Origin of the sequence: Micromonospora sp. LOL_025, assembly GCF_048060285.1 — a bacterium.
Lineage (GTDB): Bacteria > Actinomycetota > Actinomycetes > Mycobacteriales > Micromonosporaceae > Micromonospora.
This window is the reverse complement of the sequence record NZ_JBHMIR010000006.1, coordinates 265,050-282,959: the sequence shown is the minus strand read 5'-3', so window position 1 is coordinate 282,959 and position 17,910 is coordinate 265,050. Positions and strand designations below refer to the sequence as shown.

The 17,910-nt window shown below is 65.3% G+C and carries 13 protein-coding genes and 1 pseudogene; 8 read left to right on the top strand and 6 right to left on the bottom strand.

The window, feature by feature from the left end; translation table 11 throughout:
• Positions 1-379 precede the first annotated feature (379 nt).
• The gene (locus ACFHW0_RS11495; protein WP_416607273.1) at positions 380-1,585 is read left to right on the top strand and encodes an IS110 family transposase; all 1,206 of its coding nucleotides are present in this window, start codon (positions 380-382) and stop codon (positions 1,583-1,585) included.
• A gap of 726 nt (positions 1,586-2,311) precedes the next feature.
• Here the strand turns inward: ACFHW0_RS11495 and ACFHW0_RS11490 are convergent.
• Entirely contained in the window at positions 2,312-3,556 is a 1,245-nt protein-coding gene (locus ACFHW0_RS11490; protein WP_416607271.1) for an IS256 family transposase, read from the bottom strand.
• A gap of 405 nt (positions 3,557-3,961) precedes the next feature.
• On the opposite strand from ACFHW0_RS11490, the gene ACFHW0_RS11485 reads away from it, so the two are divergent.
• The 3 genes and pseudogenes from ACFHW0_RS11485 to ACFHW0_RS11475 form a co-directional block, all read left to right on the top strand.
• Entirely contained in the window at positions 3,962-4,144 is a 183-nt protein-coding gene (locus ACFHW0_RS11485) for a hypothetical protein (protein WP_357186040.1), read from the top strand.
• Positions 4,141-6,087, top strand: a complete 1,947-nt coding sequence (locus ACFHW0_RS11480) for an N-6 DNA methylase (RefSeq protein WP_416607268.1) — start codon at positions 4,141-4,143, stop codon at positions 6,085-6,087. The genes ACFHW0_RS11485 and ACFHW0_RS11480 overlap by 4 nt, the downstream gene beginning before the upstream one ends.
• A 143-nt stretch (positions 6,088-6,230) precedes the next feature.
• A pseudogene (locus ACFHW0_RS11475) lies at positions 6,231-6,560 on the top strand (NUDIX domain-containing protein); the annotation flags it as partial.
• A 26-nt stretch (positions 6,561-6,586) separates the two neighbouring features.
• Here ACFHW0_RS11475 and ACFHW0_RS11470 read toward each other — a convergent pair.
• Complete coding sequence (locus ACFHW0_RS11470) at positions 6,587-7,048, bottom strand: hypothetical protein (RefSeq protein WP_416607267.1); 462 nt, start codon at positions 7,046-7,048, stop codon at positions 6,587-6,589.
• Here ACFHW0_RS11470 and ACFHW0_RS11465 point away from each other — a divergent pair.
• The 4 genes from ACFHW0_RS11465 (at position 7,016) to ACFHW0_RS11450 (ending at position 10,662) form a co-directional block, all read left to right on the top strand.
• Positions 7,016-7,681: a hypothetical protein gene (locus ACFHW0_RS11465; RefSeq protein WP_416607265.1), complete on the top strand. Its 666-nt coding sequence runs from the start codon at positions 7,016-7,018 to the stop codon at positions 7,679-7,681. The two genes, ACFHW0_RS11470 and ACFHW0_RS11465, sit on opposite strands and share 33 nt — an antisense overlap.
• Before the next feature lie 10 nt (positions 7,682-7,691).
• Positions 7,692-8,951, top strand: a complete 1,260-nt coding sequence (locus tag ACFHW0_RS11460; RefSeq protein ID WP_416607263.1) for a helix-turn-helix domain-containing protein — start codon at positions 7,692-7,694, stop codon at positions 8,949-8,951.
• Between the two features lie 327 nt (positions 8,952-9,278).
• Positions 9,279-10,037, top strand: a complete 759-nt coding sequence (locus tag ACFHW0_RS11455) for a hypothetical protein (protein WP_416607261.1) — start codon at positions 9,279-9,281, stop codon at positions 10,035-10,037.
• Positions 10,038-10,104: 67 nt separating this feature from the next.
• Entirely contained in the window at positions 10,105-10,662 is a 558-nt protein-coding gene (locus ACFHW0_RS11450; protein WP_416607259.1) for a hypothetical protein, read from the top strand.
• Here the strand turns inward: ACFHW0_RS11450 and ACFHW0_RS11445 are convergent.
• The 4 genes from ACFHW0_RS11445 to ACFHW0_RS11430 form a co-directional block, all read right to left on the bottom strand.
• Entirely contained in the window at positions 10,644-11,759 is a 1,116-nt protein-coding gene (locus ACFHW0_RS11445) for a response regulator (RefSeq protein ID WP_416607258.1), read from the bottom strand. The genes ACFHW0_RS11450 and ACFHW0_RS11445 overlap by 19 nt on opposite strands.
• Positions 11,760-11,778: 19 nt before the next feature.
• Complete coding sequence (locus tag ACFHW0_RS11440; RefSeq protein WP_416607256.1) at positions 11,779-14,022, bottom strand: ATP-binding protein; 2,244 nt, start codon at positions 14,020-14,022, stop codon at positions 11,779-11,781.
• A 147-nt stretch (positions 14,023-14,169) separates the two neighbouring features.
• Positions 14,170-17,073, bottom strand: a complete 2,904-nt coding sequence (locus tag ACFHW0_RS11435; protein ID WP_416607254.1) for a Z1 domain-containing protein — start codon at positions 17,071-17,073, stop codon at positions 14,170-14,172.
• Positions 17,070-17,855: a PD-(D/E)XK motif protein gene (locus tag ACFHW0_RS11430; RefSeq protein WP_416607252.1), complete on the bottom strand. Its 786-nt coding sequence runs from the start codon at positions 17,853-17,855 to the stop codon at positions 17,070-17,072. The genes ACFHW0_RS11435 and ACFHW0_RS11430 overlap by 4 nt, the downstream gene beginning before the upstream one ends.
• Between the last annotated feature and the right edge of the window lie 55 nt (positions 17,856-17,910).

Sequence of the window (17,910 nt, the reverse complement as noted above, 5' to 3'; positions counted from 1 at the left end):
GGCGCCTGTGACCCCCCGGCATGCCAGGTGAGGGCTTGCTCAGGGCCGGCCAGCACGTACGGCCAGTTCCAAGCCCAGCCTCCTCGAACGCCTCAATCTCGCAGGCCTCGACACCTGACACATGATTCGCCGTCGGGACCCGCAACCGGACATCGAACCATGTCGTTTGCTGGGGTGGACCCGGTGGGTCGGGTGACTGTCTGGGTGTGTGCTGCCGATGTCATGGCCAGCTAGGAGTAGGACGCCCCGGCCCTCGCTGATGACCGCTGTATCAGCACTGGATGGAGACTTGCGACCGATCGCCCTTTCCGAAGTTGTGGTTACTGAACCGCGGCGGGTCCACGCCCCTGACCAGCACGAGCGAAAAGGGTGATGCCCGATGGGCAGCCTGTGGGCCGGCGTCGACGTCGGCAAGACCCACCACCACGTATGCGTCGTCGACGACGACGGCACCGTGGTGATGTCCGAGAAGATCCCGAACGACCAACAATCCATCTCCGGCATCGCCGGGCGGCTCGGCAAACGCCGCAAGCCGATTCTCTGGGCCGTCGACCTGCGCGGCGGACCCGCCTCGCTGCTGCTGGCGGTCCTGTTCGACAGGGGTGCGGACGTCCGCTACGTCAGCGGCACGGTCACCTCGCGGATGGCGGAGGCGTTCCATGGCGAACGCAAGACCGACGCCCACGACGCCTACGTCATCGCCCAGACCCTGCGCATGCGCGCCGACCTACCGACCCTCACCGTCGCGGACGGGGTGCAGCAGCAGTTGAAGCTGCTCGTCTCCCGCCGCCTCGACCTGGTCGCCGACCGGGTCCGCATCACTGCCCGCGTCCAGGACCTCCTGACCATGATCAGCCCTTCCCTGGAGAAGGCGCTGAACCTGCGCAGCAAGGGCGCGCTGCGGCTCCTCGCGCAGTGGCAGACCCCTGGCGGGCTGCGCCGCGCCGGTGAAGCCCGCATCCTGGCCTACCTGCGCCAGCACGGCGTGCGGGCCGCCAAGGCACTCACCGCCAAAGTCCTCACCGCCGCGCGGACGCAGACCGTTGCCGTCGCGGGGGAGGCTACTGCGGCCTCGATCGTGGCGCAGATGGCCACTGACCTGGAAGCGGTCAGCGAGCGGATCACCGCCATCGAGGAAACCATCGCCGTAGTTGTCGCCGAGCACGAACTTGGGGAGATCATCACTAGCCTGCCCGGTATCGGCACCACCCTCGCCGCCGAGTTCCTCGCCCACGCAGGCACTCTTACCACCTACCAGAGCGCCGCCGCACTCGCCGCGCACGCGGGGCTCGCACCGATCTCTCGCGACTCCGGTCGCCGGCAAGGTCACCAGGTCCGGCCCCACCGCTACCACCGTGGTCTACGTCGGGTGTTCAGCATGTCCAGTTTCACCGCGCTGACCCACTGCCCGCGATCACGCGCCTACTACGACAAGAAGAGAGCCGAAGGAAAGACCCACCGCCAAGCCACCGCCGCCCTGTCCAGACAACGCCTCAACGTCCTTTGGGCCTGCATCCGCGACAAGACCCCCTACCAGCCCAAACAACCAAGATCAGCAGAGCTGGCGCCACGCGAACTCGCGTAGAGACTCCTCCAGCGGATGCCAACCCGGGTGAACCGGTGCCAACGCGGGTCACCGCGACCGACCGCTGGTCGCAAACCGGGGTTCGTGTGCTCCGGGTGTGGTCCTGGGCTGGGAGAACACGGGTCCGGGGAACGTGGGTGAACCTGGACCACTCCCTGCCAACCCAGGTGAACCCCCAGGTCGCTAGACTAGGCCCTCGCGCCCTCGTAGCTCAGGGGATAGAGCATCGGTTTCCTAACCCGACGCTCCGCCGGTGTCCGCAGGTCGCTGACCTGCGGCTTTTCTTTTTCTACCTGGTGTATACAGGTCGCAGGAAGGCCTTGCTGCGATCGCTTGCGAAAGATCAGCTAGGCGTTGTTCGTTATGCTCCAACAGTGAGCAATGAACCACGGTAGACAGTGCCTCGTAGCCCCCGACCAAGCGGTAGAACCCTTCTGGCCAGTGCCCGCTGGCGCGGCTCGGCGTGCCCACCGGTCCACCAACGCAACAGCGCCTCCAGCTACACAGCTTGTCGGGCATGTGATTCTGGTCTGGTGACTCAGAGTTCTGTCCCCAAGTTCTCGTATCAGCAGTTTAGTTCGTTCGTGCGGCGTATTAATCAAGAGGCCTTGCTGCAGGCACTCGCGCGGCGATCGCTGCGGGTGCCGTTGCGGCTGTCCCCTGAGGAGCCCGGTCACGTCCGCGCTGGTGGTGTAAGAGACGGCCATCGCGGGATCCGGTCTGATGCTATGCGGCGATCGGGGTCGGGTCGGGTTGGTCGGTGTCGTGTTGGTCGGTGTCGATGGTGACCATGCGGGCCTTGGCGAGTAGTTCCAGGCCCATGTAGCGGCGGCCTTCGGTCCATTCGTCGGTTTGCTCGGCTAGGACGGCGCCGACGAGGCGGACGATCGCCGCCCGGTTCGGGAAGATCCCGACGACGTCGGTGCGCCGGCGGATCTCCTTGTTCAACCGTTCCTGCGGATTGTTCGACCAGACCTGACGCCAGATCTCACGCGGGAAGCCGGTGAACGCAAGCAGGTCGTCGCGGGCGGCGTCGAGGTGCTCGGCCGCAGCCGGGAACTTCGCCTCGATCGTGGCCACGACCCGCTGGAACTGGGCGTGGACGGCGTCGGCGTCGGGCTGGTCGAAGATCGTGCGCACCAGGGTGGCGATCCACGGCTGCGCGGACTTCGGCACCTTGGTCAGCAGATTCCGCAGGTAATGGGTCCTGCACCGCTGCCACGACACCCCGGGAAGGGCCGCCCCGATGGCCTGCACCAGGCCGGCGTGGGCGTCGGAGATCACCAGGCGGACACCGGTCAGGCCGCGGGCGGTCAGCGACCGCAGGAACGCCAGCCAGCCGGCGCCGTCCTCATCCGAAGCGACGTCGAGCCCGAGGACTTCGCGCTGACCGTCGGCGTTGACGCCGACCGCGATCAGCGCGTGGACGTTGACGGTGCGCCCATGCTCGCGGACCTTCATTGTCAGCGCGTCCATCCACACGAACGTGTAGTGCCCTGAGTCGAGGGGTCGGTTGCGGAACGCCTCGACCTGCGCGTCGAGGTGGGCGGCCATATCTGAGACCTGCGACTTGGACAGCTGCCGGATCCCGAGTTGCTCGACCAACTTCTCCACCCGCCGGGTCGACACACCCAGCAGATAGGAGGTGGCCACGACTGACACCAGGGCCTGCTCGGCCCGCCGCCGGTGCGTCAGCAACCAGTCCGGGAAATAGCTGCCCTGCCGCAGCTTCGGGACCGCCAGATCGATCGTCCCGGCCCGGGTGTCCCACTCCCGAAGCCGGTAACCGTTGCGGGAGTTCACCCGCTCGTCACTGCGCTGCCCGTAGCCGGCGCCGCAGATCGCGTCCGCCTCAGCGGACATCACCGCCTGCGCGAACGTTTTGATCCTCGCCTGCAACACGTCCGGCGACGCGCCCTCGATCTGCTCGCGCAGCAGGTCAACAGGGCTCACACTCTCAGATGCGGCCATCGCGTCCTCTCTTCCTTCTCTGACTTGGTCGTCTTGAAGGATCGACGCGATGGCCGTCTCTCATCTACGCAACACGCCCATCACGGGCAAGTCGTACACCACTTCCGTGGACGCAACCGCCACCTTCCCACTGCGATGCGAGCCACATCGTCGCGCCCACCGATTGCTCGACCGCTACGTGCTCAACCAGCACAACAATTTGCGCCAATCCCTCCGATATCGGGTCAGGTCAGTTGACGACTGGCCATTGATGTAGTGAGCATCCCGGAGCCATCAGCCCGACCGTCGGGAGGTATCGCAGCGCTGCCTCAAAAATGATCTAGAAACGATCGGAGTACGCGGATGATCGCGGGGAGCGGGATACCTATCGTCGGATGCAGTGACCGACCACACCGGAGGAACCGCATGATCCTGAGGCTGGCCGAAGTGTTGAGTGAGCCGGAGATTCTGTACTTGACCATGGCTTTCTTCATGGCCGTGGAGGCGTTCGCCGCTTGGGTGATTGTCGATGAGCAGCGGACCCGTCGCCTGGCGCGGCTGATTGGCGCCTGGCGGAACCCCCAGGGCAAGGACGGGCAAGGCCGGTGACGCCTGTCCCGCCGGACACGGTGACCAGGTCGCAGATCGCCGCTGCGGTCTGCGTCACGGAGCAGGCCGTCAGCAACTGGATTAGGCGGTACGCCGACTTTCCCCGCCCGAGCAGCACCGGAAGAACGCACACCTATCCGACGGCCCTCGTAGCGGAGTGGTTCGACCGGCAGCACGGGACGACCTACGGGGACCGGTTCCGCAAGGCGATCCACGGCCATGACACGCGGCATCGGACCAATTCGGCGATTCTGATTGACGCGCAATGGTCGGCGCCACTCGAGGGTCTAATGCTTCGCAGCAGCGATGCGTGGCTGTTCGAGCGGCTGGTCCTCACCCTCGTCCACGCGAAGCACGCCCGGGCCACGACCGCCGCGGCATACTTCACGGCACGCATCCGCACCACGTTCAAGGACCCCTGGTGGAGGAATGCCGTAACCGAGATCGACGCCGTACTGTCCGAGCGGCGGCAACCGCCGCACCTGATCTTCGACCACCTGCTCGACCGGTTCGCCAAAGCGCGACACAAGACGCTCGACCAGTACCTTGTGCCCACCGAGATCGCGCAGCTGATGGTGCGGCTGGTCGATCCCCGGCCCGGGAACCGCGTACACGACCCGTGCTGCGGCACCGCCGGTCTGCTCGTCGCCGCCGCCGAGCACATGTCGCGTGCCAGCACCGAGTTGGCGGTCGTCAGCGGCCGCGCCGCCACCAAACGAACCCGGCACATCGCCACCATGAACCTCGCCGTGCACGGCTACCGAGCCGCCATCAGCGACGACACCGCGGCCGGGCTATCGACAGTCGTCGCCGAACCCGAACAGTTCGACACCATCCTGCTCAATCCGCCGTTCAGCCGCGAGCAATGGCAGCCGGCGGACGACGCGCAGTCATGGCCGTACGGCAAGCCGAACCACCACAACACCGGCCTTGCCTGGCTGCAAGCCGCCGCCCTGTCGCTCGCCCCTGGCGGCCGGGCCGCTGTCATCATGCCGGCCAGCGCCACCGAGGCAAGCAGCACCAGAGACCAGAACGTCCGAGCGGCGATGGTCGAGGCGGGCGTCATCAGGTGCGTAATCCAGCTCCGGGAGCATATGTTCCGGGAGGCGAAGACAGCAGTCAGCATCTGGATGCTGGGTCATCCAGACGACGCACAAAGTGACGTCCTGCTGATCGACGCCAGCGCCGCCACCCGAAGGACCGAGAAGACCCACTGGGCGCTGACTGGAGACGGTATCGAGACGATCGTCGGCGTCTACCGGAATTGGCAGAACGGCGAAGTGCTCACGCCGGCGCGGGCGGGTGTCGACGCCGTCAGCGTCAGCATCCCCGAACTACGCGACAACGACTACGTCCTACAGGTCGACGCAGGCCGGCCTCGTGCCCGGCCGCTGCCGCGAACCGACGGCACCATGGACACGTTGCTCGGCCTCGTGCCGGACGACTGGCAGAACCGCCCCCTCGGCGACTTTTGCGAGGTGCAACCGGGAGTGAGCGGCGAAACCCTTCCCCCTTCGAAGAAGGCCGCCGGAGGTGTCCCAGTCGTCACCGCCACCAACGTCCGTAACGACGAGATCGCCACCGCTCCGAAATTCACCGTGAGCAGTGCCACCGCCGCCGGACTCGACCGGCGGTATCGCATCCATGCGGGTGACGTGCTGCTGGTACGAGTCGGCAAGACCAGCAGAACCGCAGTCGCAGATGACCAGCACAGCGGCTGGCTGGTCGGCAATACGTGCATCCGAGTCCGCGCGAAGGAAGGAATTCGAGCAGAGTATCTGGCCTGGTACCTCACCCATCCCGGCGTCCGGGAGTGGATCGTGGCGAGAACGCTGCCGGGCGTCAAACCGAGCATCAACGCGAAGATCATCAAGTCGATGCCGCTCGTCGTGCCGCCGACGGAGCAGCAGCGGAACCTAGCCGGAACTGTCCCGAAGTTGTGACGAGATTCTGCCAGAGCTGCGACGCTTCCACCGAGCCCATGGGCGCCGCGGTTCTGCTCACCGACGCTGCCGGGCGGGCTCTGCTGGTTGAGCCCATCTACAAGGACTACTGGGAGCTCGTCGGTGGGTGAGTCGATGCCGACGAGTCGCCCTGGCGGGCGGCGGTCCGTGAGGTCAAGGAGGAGTTGGGCAAGTCGATGGTCCCCGGCCGGCTGCTGGTGACCGACTGGGTGCCGCCCCGACCGGAACGCACCGAGGGTGTCATGTTCGTCTACGACGGTGGCGCCCTCGACGAGCTGGGCACCGCTGATATCCAGCTGCCGCCGGACGAGCTGCGCAGCTGGGCGTGGTGCGTTCAGGATCAGGTTCGGGAACGGATGTCGGCGCTGCTGGCCCGCCGGGTGATCGCCGCGCTGTGCGCCAAGGCCGAGGGCACGATGTTCGACCTGGAGGACGGCTTTCACACGCACTGACATGCGCCGGCGACGCGCACCCTTCGTCATGAGGGTGCGCGCTGCCTTGCTGTTCTCGCTGCCTCGTCGTAGCGGTCGGCGGCTGCGGTGCCGGGTCGGATCGCTGCCACCTCGGCGACCGGTCCGGTCAGAAGCGTGCAGCCACCGGAGCGGTAGAGGCTGTCGTGGATGCCGTCGGCGTACAGCAGCCCGGTCAGGTCGGCGCGGGCCTTGGCGATCGGGTGGGCCCGCTGGATCCCGGCCGCCCCGATCAGCGGTGCCAGGTCGGCGACCGCGCGGACGGCGGTGTCGACGCCGGCGGCCTCGCCAACCCTGGCGGCGAAGTCAGCGTGCGGATGCGAGTCAGCCGCCAGGCGGCTGGTCGGTGACGGTTTCCGGGCCTGTTCGGGGCTGTGCTGGAACTGTCGGAGGTGCCGTCTAGCCTCCCTGAGCAGAACGACCTGGAGGGAGCTGCTGTGTCGGGCCAGCTGGAAGAGGTGCTCAGGCATCGCTACATCTACGTGCCGCGTGGCACCGAAACGGACACGATCCAGCCTGGCAAGCGGCTCGGCCTTGCTGTAGCGCGCGAGCGCAGCGCCCATCTGACGGTCGTAGCGCCCGACAAGAACTCGGCGACTCACCACCCCGAACTCGCCAAGCTCGACATCGTGACCGAGCGGAGCGGCCACCCACAAGATGGCGGCGTGGTCCTTGCCTGGTGCCCGACCTACAAGGTTATGGAGAAGATCCAGCGCCTGGATCGGAGCGTGGTGGTGCTCGTCGAGTGGATCCCTAGCGAGTTTGACGCTTGGGCGAGGCTTCGTGGCGCGTACAACGTCGTGACTGGCGAGGTCATGGACGCGGGTCTGAGCGCCGAGATCTCCAAGGTGTTGGAGGGCATCGTGTCCGAGGGATACAACGGCTGGACCAAGGGCACCGATGAGCTCGTGACCCTCAGCTTCCTCAAGGATCTCGCAGCAGGTGGTGCCTACGATCGCGAGTTGGTGCTCGCGTACGCCCGACAGTCCAAGTCCGAGCACGCCATCGAGAGGCTTAAGAAGATCCTCGACAAGTTCGAGACGTCGCAGAGGTCGCTGATGACCACACCGGACTCGGACCACCTGACCAGCCGCGATTGGTAGGTGTACCTCGATGACCTTCACATCGCTCCATCGCTACCTCGGCGATCCGTCCGGTCCGCTCACAGGCGAGATGATCGACCGCGCCGTCGCTCAGGGCCTCCGCGAAACGGACGACCTGGACTGGAAATCCGAGCTGCCGCCGCTCGGCGCGATCCCGAACTCCGACTTCCCCAAGGACGTTGCTGCCATGGCCAACAGCGGTGGCGGCACACTGGTCTTCGGCGTAACCGAAGCACAGAAGACAGCCACCGGACGCAAGGACACGGGCGAGCTGACTGAGGTCTACGAGCGCGGCCTGCGCAGCGCCGCCGTGACAGCGATCAGCCCGCCGGTCTTCGGGCTCGGGGTACTCCAACTCGGCGAACCGGGCAACCAGTGCGTAGTCGTCGTGATCCCACCCAGTGTCGACGGCCCGCACCTGATCTACAAGAAAGAGTACTTCGGTGCGCCCATCCGCAACGACGCAGACACCGTTTGGATGAAGGAGCGTCAGATCGAGACGATGTACCGAGCGCGCTTCGACGAGCGCCGGCGATCCACCGAGGTGCTCGACAAGCTCTACGCCGAGTCGGCCGCCATGCGCTCACCCGACAGCCCCGCCTGGATCGTGGCAGTAGCGCACCCGCGGCTGCCGTCGGCGCTCACGAACCGGCCAGATCAGACGGCAGCCAGGATGGCGTTCGAGGAGGCGAGCAAGAACGCACTCGTCTACGTCGGACGAGGCAGCCTGCACCCGATTGAGAACGTCGACCGGAACAACCCCCGCCCCGGGCTCCGCCGATGGACGGCTAGACCCATGATCGACGGCGAGAGCCAACGCTGGAAGGAAGCCTGGATCAGCATCCACGACAACGGCTCAGTGAGCCTCGCGGCAGCGGTCGGCGGTCACCGGCGTTCGAGCACCGAGTACAACGATGACCATGTCGTCGAGTCGCGAGACGTCGAGGTGGCGATCGCAGACTTTATGGGCCTGATCCGTGAGGCCAGCGACCGTCTGGGACTCGGTGAGTACGAGGTCAGGGTCCGGTTCGAGTGGAACAAGACCGAGCGGCTCCAGATCTGGACCACCGACGGGATGAACTTCTCGTACTCGGGCAGCACCATTCCCCTCGCCCAGTACACGCCCATCGAGGTGACGGTACGAGCAGACGCGGAGTCGACAGACTTTTGCCAGCAGGTCTACGACCTGGCGCTTGACTGCTTGAACCAGGGTGGCATCGCCCACGTGCAGACACTGACCTACCCGGGTCTCCGCTCGTCACGGCTTTGATTTTGGGGGGCGGCCCAAAGGGGCTGGAACCCCTAACCATCTGATCTGTAGCGTCGCCGTCGCCGCTACGGGAGCGAGCCGACTACCGATCGGCGGCTACCGCACGCCCACCGACTCGCACCAGACCGGAATGATCAACCATTGGAGCCTTTCCAAGCTGATCTTGCAGCCCACGGGTGTTCAACCTTGACCCTCTGTTCGGGCGGGTTCCGAAACCACGAGTCAGTTTCAGGCGGAGCCGACAGTTCGGTTCGTTCTTCCGAGCGGGCTGCCATATACGGCCGTGTCCAGCTCCATCGAGTACGCCGTGCCCCTTACTGTCGGGTGGTGCAGCGATGGGACTCGCTCAATGAGCGGCAGCTTGACCTGCTTCGCCGGATCCACGGCGGCGATGACCTCAGCGGCCCGGACGGCGTCCAGTACCGCCGGTCGGCGCGTGCGCTGCAGGACCGGAACCTGGTGGCGGTGACACGCAAGGCAGGGGTGTGGAGGGCGTGCTCGACCGACGCCGGTCGCTTCTACCTCGAGCATGGCCACCATCCCGATCATCCCGACCACCGTGCTTCCCTCCCGCGGTCCGAGACGCCGGCACCCGGCGGCATCGCCGGCGGCGCTTCGTTTGCGGACCTGCTGCGATCGGCTCGCGACCTGCTCGACCGCCTGCAGCGTGAGGGCGGCATGGTCCGTATCGGGAGTCCCGACAGTGGGACACGGGCCCGGTACCGCCGGATCATTCACGCGTTCAAGCAGCAGGGACTTGTGCCATCGGGTCACCACCTGCGCCACACCGGCCGCGACGCCGGCGACATCGTCATCCGCCTCTACACCGACGCCGGTCCGGACGAGACCGATTGGAACCGGATCCGGCTCAACACCCGACGTGTTACCACCGACTCGCATCTGGCGTTCAGCGCCCTCGAGGCCGATCCGACCAACCTCGCCGTCAGCCCGGACTCACTGCCCCGGGCGTTGCTGCTGATCCGGCAGCTCGCCGGCGAGGCGGCCCGGCGTGGGCACCGGCTCGCGGTCAACACCAAGGCCAAACACCCGCGGGTGTTCCTCCAGGCCGGGCAGCGGTCACCCTGACCGAGGAACGCGACCAGGTCCCGCACGAACCCACCGCCGAGGAGCTGAAGGTGCTGCGCCTGCGGCCGTGGATGAACCCGCGGAGTTCGACGTCGTCGACTCCGGCAGGCTCCGCTTGGAGATCGCCCGGGCCGGACACGACAACCGGGACACCTGGACCGACACCGCACGCGTACGTCTGGAACAGCGCGTTGCGCAGATCATCCAAGAGTTCGAGGCTGGCGTCACCGCCGACGAACAGCAACGGCGGGCAGCCGAAGCCGCGCGGGAGAAGGCCGCGGCCGAGCACCGTCGGCGGCAGGAGGAAGCCGCGGCCGAGCGCAGACGGCAGGAGGAGGCCACCCTCGCCCAATGGCACGCCGCGATGGCCGACGCCCGCGTCCGGGCCACGGACAACATCCGCGCGGAAACCTTCCGCAACGCCTACCAGGCGCGGACCACCGCAGCTGACATCCGCGCGTTCTGCACCGCCCTTGAACAAGCGGCCGAGGGGCGGACCGGCGCCGGCGGGTATCTCGCCAGTTGGATCGCGTGGGGCAGGGCCGCCGCCGACCGGATCGACCCATGCGGCTTTGTCAACCAGACGATGAGTAGCACGGGCGGGGTTCAGCTAGGGTTGGGTTGAGCAGGGATAACTGCGAGGTCCGTGGTAATCGCTCGGAGTACGTCTGCCGTTTCCAGGTCGGGAGTGCCGACGCGGCCGACGGAATGACTGAAGGCTGTTAGCATTGCTTCGGCAAACGGGCTATCGAGCGTCGCGATTCGCCTCCACTCTTGCACCGCGTCAAAAGGGAGCGAATGAACCTGCTCAAAATCAACCAGGAGATCAGGAATGTCGAGGTAGCGTGGTAGATACCTGTAACGCTTTGTACCCCTCAGTGCGCCCGCCAGCTTTTCCTTTCTTATTTTGCCGGTTCGAAAATCGGCAACGACCGGTGAATCTGCAACAGTGTGCGCTCTAGCGAGGCGCACAGTAGACAGGTCGGATCGCAACCGGCCTCCGCCGCCTTCCACTGGGATTAGATCGCACGTCGGCGTCAGGACGAGCCAATATGTGTCCCCGTTCTCCAGCAGAAGGTCGCAGCAGGTCAAATGGTCGACCACCGGCGGGTATAAATAGACATGCGCGGCCGAAGCTTGGCCGACGCTCGTACCGAGCTTACCCTGCAACTTTGTGGAAAGCTCAGCGACTGCGTGCTCCTTCATCCAAGCGGCCAGCCGGTTCACGAGCACCAAGACAAGCTCCTCGTGGTCGCGTACCCCCATCTCATTCCAGTGCTGCGCGACAACGTCTCGCAGAAAGCTTCGGACTTCTCGATCCACTATCTGGCCTAGGAGCCGCGTCACGGTGGGGATCGCGGATGCAAGGGCCTCGCGTACTACGCGTATCTCATCTTCAGTCTCTCCCTTGAGCACCACACTGATAGCGGGAGGCTGCCCAAGATCGCTGACAATTGCTGGCACAGCGGTACGAAAAACAACGGGCACCCAGCGAACGCGGGCCACGCGCTCGTACAAGCGTCTGCCTCGCTCCTCGTCGTCTTGCCCGTGCAGATTCTTCAGTCGCACGTCCAACACGACCAAGTCGTAGGACTCTGTTTCGAGACGCTGCTCGGCTTCGTCGAAGCTATCCAGAACTTCGATTTGCAGAGTGTCATCGAGGTCCTCGACGAGGATCAAGGCGAACTCTTCGGCGAGGTCCTTCTCGTCATCGACGATCAATATGCGTTCCCTTGGCACGTCAACCAACCCTCCGCCGAAGTGTGGCACGGAAGGTGGCGCCGCCCAAAGGCCGATCGGACAAAAGCTCCAACTCGCCACCGTAAAAATCTTGTGTGATTGATCCAGCAATGCTCAAGCCGAGTCCCATGCCCTCCGGCCTTGTCGTGAAGTAGGGGTCGAAGATTATGTCGCGGTTGGCCGCGTCGACGCCGGGCCCATTGTCGGCGACTACAATGGTCAGCGATCCGTCGCCCTGCCGGTCAGTGATGATCTGGATCATCCGTTCGCCGGGATCCCGAATGGTCGCCGCCCAGTAGGCGGCGTTTCGCACCAGGTTGACAACAACCTGGATGATGTCGGCCTCATCAACGGTAACCAATTGATCCGTCCCGTCGATGGTCGCAGTCACTCCCTGCTGGTTCAGCTCTCCTTCGATGAGTTCAAGCGCCTTGCGAATTACGGACTGAATCTGCACTTTCTTGGGTCGTCCGCGTTTGCGGCCGCTGAGCGGTTCAATGCTTCGGAACAGACGCGACAGCGCCTCTCGCTGCGTCTGCAGGCCAGATGTGACGGGCTCCAGCGCCTTCTGCAGATCGTCGTCACCAGCCTTCGACAGTCGATCAAGGCGCCGAAGGAGGTAGGAAATTCGAGCGAGAGCCGTGTTGCCCTCGTGCAGAATCACGTCGACGAGAGCCCCAAGGCTTGCCAGCCTAGAGAACCGAGACAGGACCTCCTGCACCCGGCGGACGCCTGCTCCGAGCTCTTCCTCCGCTTCGTCGAGCGCCAGGTTGACATCCGGATCATTCGCCAAGGGGCTGCGTGATACCGCTTGACGAACGCCGTCGAGGCTGAACGCGTCGAAGATGCCTCGCGATCGCCTTCGTTCGTCTTCCTCGGTCTCGCCAGTCCTACGCAAGCTGTATCGCCGCTGCTCGATGAGCGCGATCAGTGCAAGGAGGACCTGCCGTAGATCCTCGTACTGCGGGTTCTCTATCAGGCCGACCCGGTTGGCTTGGTCCCGTAGTTCAGGATTTTGCTCCGCGGTAGTGAACACGAAGCCTGACACCTGGTTCTGTGATAGACGCAGTGTGGGGTTGTTGACGCGACGCAGGTCAAGGTTAAGCCAGTCTGCCCCCTGATCACCGTAGGGCTGCACACGAAAGCCGTCCCGGTAGAGGGCGATGCCCGAGTTACTGCGAATTACTTGCCGCACCTGGCTGACGTTGCCTGTGCCGACTTGGAGGTTGATCAGCTCGCGCAGCGAGCTAGCTTCCAGGTCCCATGCTCGAATGTCGATCTGCAGCAGACCACACGAATTGGCTGCGGTTTTGGCTGGCCGTACAACGGTCTCGATTTGCTCAGGATCGCCGTCGCGGAGAGTCGTCTCGAAGCTCAAGTGAGCCGCGCCATCTTCCTCCACGACCCCGAAGAGTCGATAAGTTGGTGTCGACAGGACAGGAGCGGCTCCGACGAAGCCTGACCTGTCGGGCTGTCCGTCGATGTCGAGGTAGATGGCGAATTCGGGAACGGCCGGTACTTCGAGATCTGAGGGTAGCGGCGGCGGGAGGAGCCGGCTCAGGGCGGCTCGTAGACCGTCTAGTTCTTCATCGGTCCAGTCATGGCGGAGCTGCTGCAGTCGGAGGAGGGTGCCATGGTGCCTCCGGCCGCTTCCAAGGGTCGAAACAATGCTGGAGGTTACAGCATGGTCGGTTCTGAGTGATCTCTCTAATTGGCCCGCCTCCGCCTCGACACGGCTGAAAATTAGCTCGGCCTCGCCGTCCGGCCCAAAATAGCTAGGGGGACCGACTTCCCATGTAAGAGGAACTTGGTCAAGGTAGGCGTCATTCTCAGTGAAGCGGCCCCAATCGATTATGACGCGTATCTCGTTATCATCTGCGCGGCGGGTCACCAGTGTTGTGGTGTTCGCGATCCTCGCAGCGGCAAATCTACCCAGGCCCTTGGCGCCTAGTACCCGGCGATTGCCGCTTTCACTGAAGGTATTCTTCAGCCGGTGTGCGGTTGCGATCTCAAGCCAGGACCCGCCGACGGTGGCCTCGGACATGCCGTGTCCGTCATCCCAGACCTCGACGGAACCTAGGCCCCGTGACAATGGGCCCACGAATCGGATTACGACAATGGAAGCATCGGCATCGTAAGCGTTCTTAACCAGCTCGGTTAACGCGACCCGGTCGCTGGGAATCAAATCTTCACCGAGGTGCTGCATGAGACGGGCGCGGGGTCTTAGGAAGCCGTTGATAGCCACGAAATCTCCTCACGTGGTGCCGCTGCAGGCCTGCCGCAGCCTGGCATACTCGAGATCATATGTTTCCCGGATGATCCTGACCGCTGCCTGACGAGGCAATGCCGTGGCTTGCTGCTCGAGGTCGCCCGCGACGAGGTGTGGGCAGGATTACTTGGCATCGACGACCAGCGCGTACGGATTGGTCTTGTCCACCGTGACCCAGTGCATCAACTTGCCACCGGCCGGCACTGTGGTAGTTGGGGTGACCAGGTGGAACCCGATCGTTACTTTCTCGTCTTCGATGGCTTCGCCCTCACTACCGGAGAGGCTGCCCTTTTCGACGGTTGGGTAGAGGATGATCGCTCCGGTGGAGTCGCCCCTGAGCGCGTCGGCTAAGGGATCTGGGGTCGGTGTGTCCAAACCGGCAATCCTCATTGCTGCGTTCCGGTGCCGTTCCTCGCTGAACACTCGGAATGAGGCACTGGACGAGGTGCGTTGGCGTTCGAAGATGCTGAACGGTCCCTGCCCGGCGACGAGGCGTCGTGTGGTGGACCTAGTCTGCTGGGGCAGGAGCACGACCCACCGTGCGAGTTGGTCGTCGCTCAGGCGACGTAGCCAGGCGAGTTCGGGTTGGAAGGTGTCGTCGGCCAGCCACTTGAGGTTACCGAGCACGTCTAGAAGTGCTGTGTGACTGACGACGGCCACCCCCGCCTCGTAGGTGGTTTTGGCGCCCGGCACCGCGAATTCGATGGACCGGTGGGCCGCGGCAGCGAGCAGGGGTTTCCACTGATCGAGGTTGTGCTTCATCTTGCTCGCGACAGAGGGGAAGGCCACGGGTTCCATGGGCTGGCCGGGTGAGCTCTTTAGTACGAGCTTGGCGTTCCACATCTTGTTGCGGCCGGTCGGGCGCAGGTCCGGTCGGTGCTGGGCGATGAGAGGCGGGATCTGCCGCGGGGTGAGCTGCTTCGTCCCGTCGGCCGGGGCCGCGTACTGGCGCAGTTCGCGTCGGAGGAAGTCCTCGTCGCGGCAGGCAGCTTCGAACATATCGTGCAGGTCCGACGTGGTGTAGAGGCGAACCAGGTCTCGATAGCCGGGTCGGAAGCCGAACCACCGGCCCATCTGCATGAGCGTGTCGACCTGTGTCGTGGCGCGTCGGTAGTAGGTCACGGTAAGCCCTTCCACGGTGAAGCCGCGGGCGAGCTTGTTTCCACCGACCAGGATGCGCCAGATCTCGCGCTTGTCGAAGTCGAGGCTTTCCTGCTGCCTCTCAAGGTCGGTGTCGCTGTTCACGACGATGACCGGGCTGCCGTTGCGGTCGGCAGGGCTGATGAGTCGGAGTGCCTCGCCGATGTCGTCGCGCAGGTCGTTGAAGTCGGCCGGAGTGAGCAGTTCAGGTGCCTGTGCGCGGGACACGGGCAGGATGTCGGTGAGGTACAGGTCGCGTAGCCGGGTCAAGCCGCTGGGCCGGTAGTAGCCGGCGGTGTTCCACAGGTGGCCGATCAGCTCGGCTGTCTGCCGGTGGGAGTCCTTGCCCATGGCCTCGTGGACGAGCATCGTGTGGTGCCGGTAGGTGGTTCCGTGTCGCTGTCGGTACAGCTTGACGGCGCCGGTGAGGACGAACATGTCCATTGCGCGGCGCAGTTCGCCGTCGTCGGGTTCGTCGCCGAGGTACCGCACGTGTGCCCGTTCCTTCGACGTCAGGAGAGGACGCTGCTCTAGGGGTAGTTCGGCGTCGAAGTCGTGGAAGTCCTCCGCGCCCATGTAGCCGTCGGGCCGCGGCAGGGAGATGAGGAAGTCGCGGGGGAAGATGTCCTCGACGTCGGACGGGTCGATGAACACGTTGGCGTAGGGGGTGGCGGTGTAGCCGACGTACTGGGCGCGGGGCATCATCCGCAGCAGCTGCCCGATGAGGCGGTTGATCGCGGTGCGCTTCTTGCTGTCCTCCTTCCACTTCTTCGGGCTGACGGTGTTCACCGACGCCTGGTCCGACTCGTCGTCGATGATGAGGACCGGTACCTCACCGAGGCGTTCGCTGATGCGGCCCAGGTCTGCTACCAGCGACTCGAGAACGGAGGCGTTCTTCTTGGCGACAACGAGACGAGCGTCGCTGGTGTGTAGGTTCGCCGGGTCGAAGAACTTCCGGTTGCGCTCTCGTCCCCTGAACTCGAGCGCGGAGAAGCCCATCTTGAGCCGCCGGTAGTCGCCGGCGTGGTTGCTCAGGCGATGGATGTCCGGGTACCCGGCGTCGGACGGCCGTCCGCCGTGGCGGACGAAGCGGTCGCGTTTCCAGTCCGGGTCGTCCTGGTACTCGTGGGCCTTCTGGTCGTGGGGGGAGATCTCCCGCTCGATGTTCTCCCGGCCGCAGAGCTCGATGTCGAGACGTCGCTGGGTCTGGGCGCGGAGCATGTTGGTGGTGCCGGTGAGCACGATGACGAGTCGGTAGCCAGCGTCGATGGCCTTGGCTACGACGCCGGTGAAGTTGGCGGTCTTGCCGCTCTGGACGTAACCGACCACGAGGCCCTTGGCCTGGTACGCCACGGATCGCGTCGGGTCCGAGAGGCGGCGGACGACCTCCTCGGTGGCCTTGTCGAGGTCGGCGACAGCGTCGGGGTTGCGCCACTTGTCGAGCAGGTAGCGCTGGTAGTGCGCCCAGTAGAAGCTGCGTTCGGTGCGACGTTGGGGGGTGCGCCACTCCTCCCAGTCGTCTGCGATGACGATGGGACCGTCGGCGGCGGCGAGGGGAAACAGGTCGGCGAACAGAGCCGCTGTCTGCTCGTCAATACCGAGGGCGGCGATCACGGCCGCGCGACGTGCGGCGGTGTTGTGACTGGTGCCGCCGGTCCAGGGGGCGCCGCTCTGCTCGTGGTCCCAGGCGGCGAGCGCGTGGGCGAATTGCTGGCGCAGGGCGTCCTCGGGGCCGACGTCTTGGAGGTGGCTGAGGAGGGCGGACCCGTCGTCGACACCGGGGGCGTCGCCACCCAGCATGGCTGCCAGGGCGTGTAGCGGCTTGGGTCCGGGACGCTGCATTGCGTCGAGGGCGGCGCTGTAGGCGGTGGTGACGGTGTCGCTCATGGCAGTTCCCGCTGTCCCCTCGTCAGTGCGTCGGTGAGGATCTGCGGCGTCGGGTCGCCGCTTCGTCCGGTGAGGTCCAAGCGGTAGCGGACGTCAGTCACGTGCGTGCCGTCGACGCCGGCGTCGGCTAGGAGGCTGGGCGTGAGGCGTGGGAACGTCTCCGTCACCTGGAATGCCTCGGCCGGAGTTCGTAGACGCCACCGGCGTTGGCAGGTGGCCGAGTAGCGGTCCCGCCATCCGGAGCCGCGGAGCAGGTCGTCGAACGTGGCGCGGTGGGCCGTGGACGACAGCTTGCCGCGGACACTGGTGATGAGGTTCGGTAGCGTGCGGCCCGCGCTGCCGGCGGCGGTGATCTGCAGGGACACCAGCCAGAGTTCCCGACCGCCGGTCTCGACCATCTGGGTCAGCGAGGAGATCCAGTGGGCGCGGCGTTCAGACACGGTGGTCTTGACCTCGACGTCGTGGTCAGGGAGCCCGAAGTCGTGCTCCTCGGCCTGCCCGCCGCGCCATGACGCGAGCGCGTTGTCCGGTCCGGCGGCGTGTACGAGACCGGCAAACAGGAGTAGTTCCCCGATGAGCCCCGTCTCCTTTTCCTGTGAGAGGACGTCCTCGGTTTTCAGGAGGTGTCCGAGGCGGCGCAGGGTCTCGACCAGCGCGGCGGTCAGTGTCTGTTGGTCCAGTTGGACTCGGTCGGCGACAGCGCACAGCAGGGGATAGGCATCGACGAAGAGCCGGGGATCGGTGACGGCAACCTCGATCATCCGCTGCCCGTCGTGGTGCACGACGCGGACGGTGAGGTGCTCCAGCCCGGCTGGAACAACCTCGTGGGAGGTTGCG

Coding starts and splice junctions, on each gene's coding strand:
- ACFHW0_RS11495 (WP_416607273.1), top strand. CDS start 380: ATGGGCAGCCTGTGGGCCGGCGTCGACGTCGGCAAGACCCACCACCAC.
- ACFHW0_RS11490 (WP_416607271.1), bottom strand. CDS start 3,556: ATGGCCGCATCTGAGAGTGTGAGCCCTGTTGACCTGCTGCGCGAGCAG.
- ACFHW0_RS11485 (WP_357186040.1), top strand. CDS start 3,962: ATGATCCTGAGGCTGGCCGAAGTGTTGAGTGAGCCGGAGATTCTGTAC.
- ACFHW0_RS11470 (WP_416607267.1), bottom strand. CDS start 7,048: ATGCCTGAGCACCTCTTCCAGCTGGCCCGACACAGCAGCTCCCTCCAG.
- ACFHW0_RS11460 (WP_416607263.1), top strand. CDS start 7,692: ATGACCTTCACATCGCTCCATCGCTACCTCGGCGATCCGTCCGGTCCG.
- ACFHW0_RS11435 (WP_416607254.1), bottom strand. CDS start 17,073: ATGAGCGACACCGTCACCACCGCCTACAGCGCCGCCCTCGACGCAATG.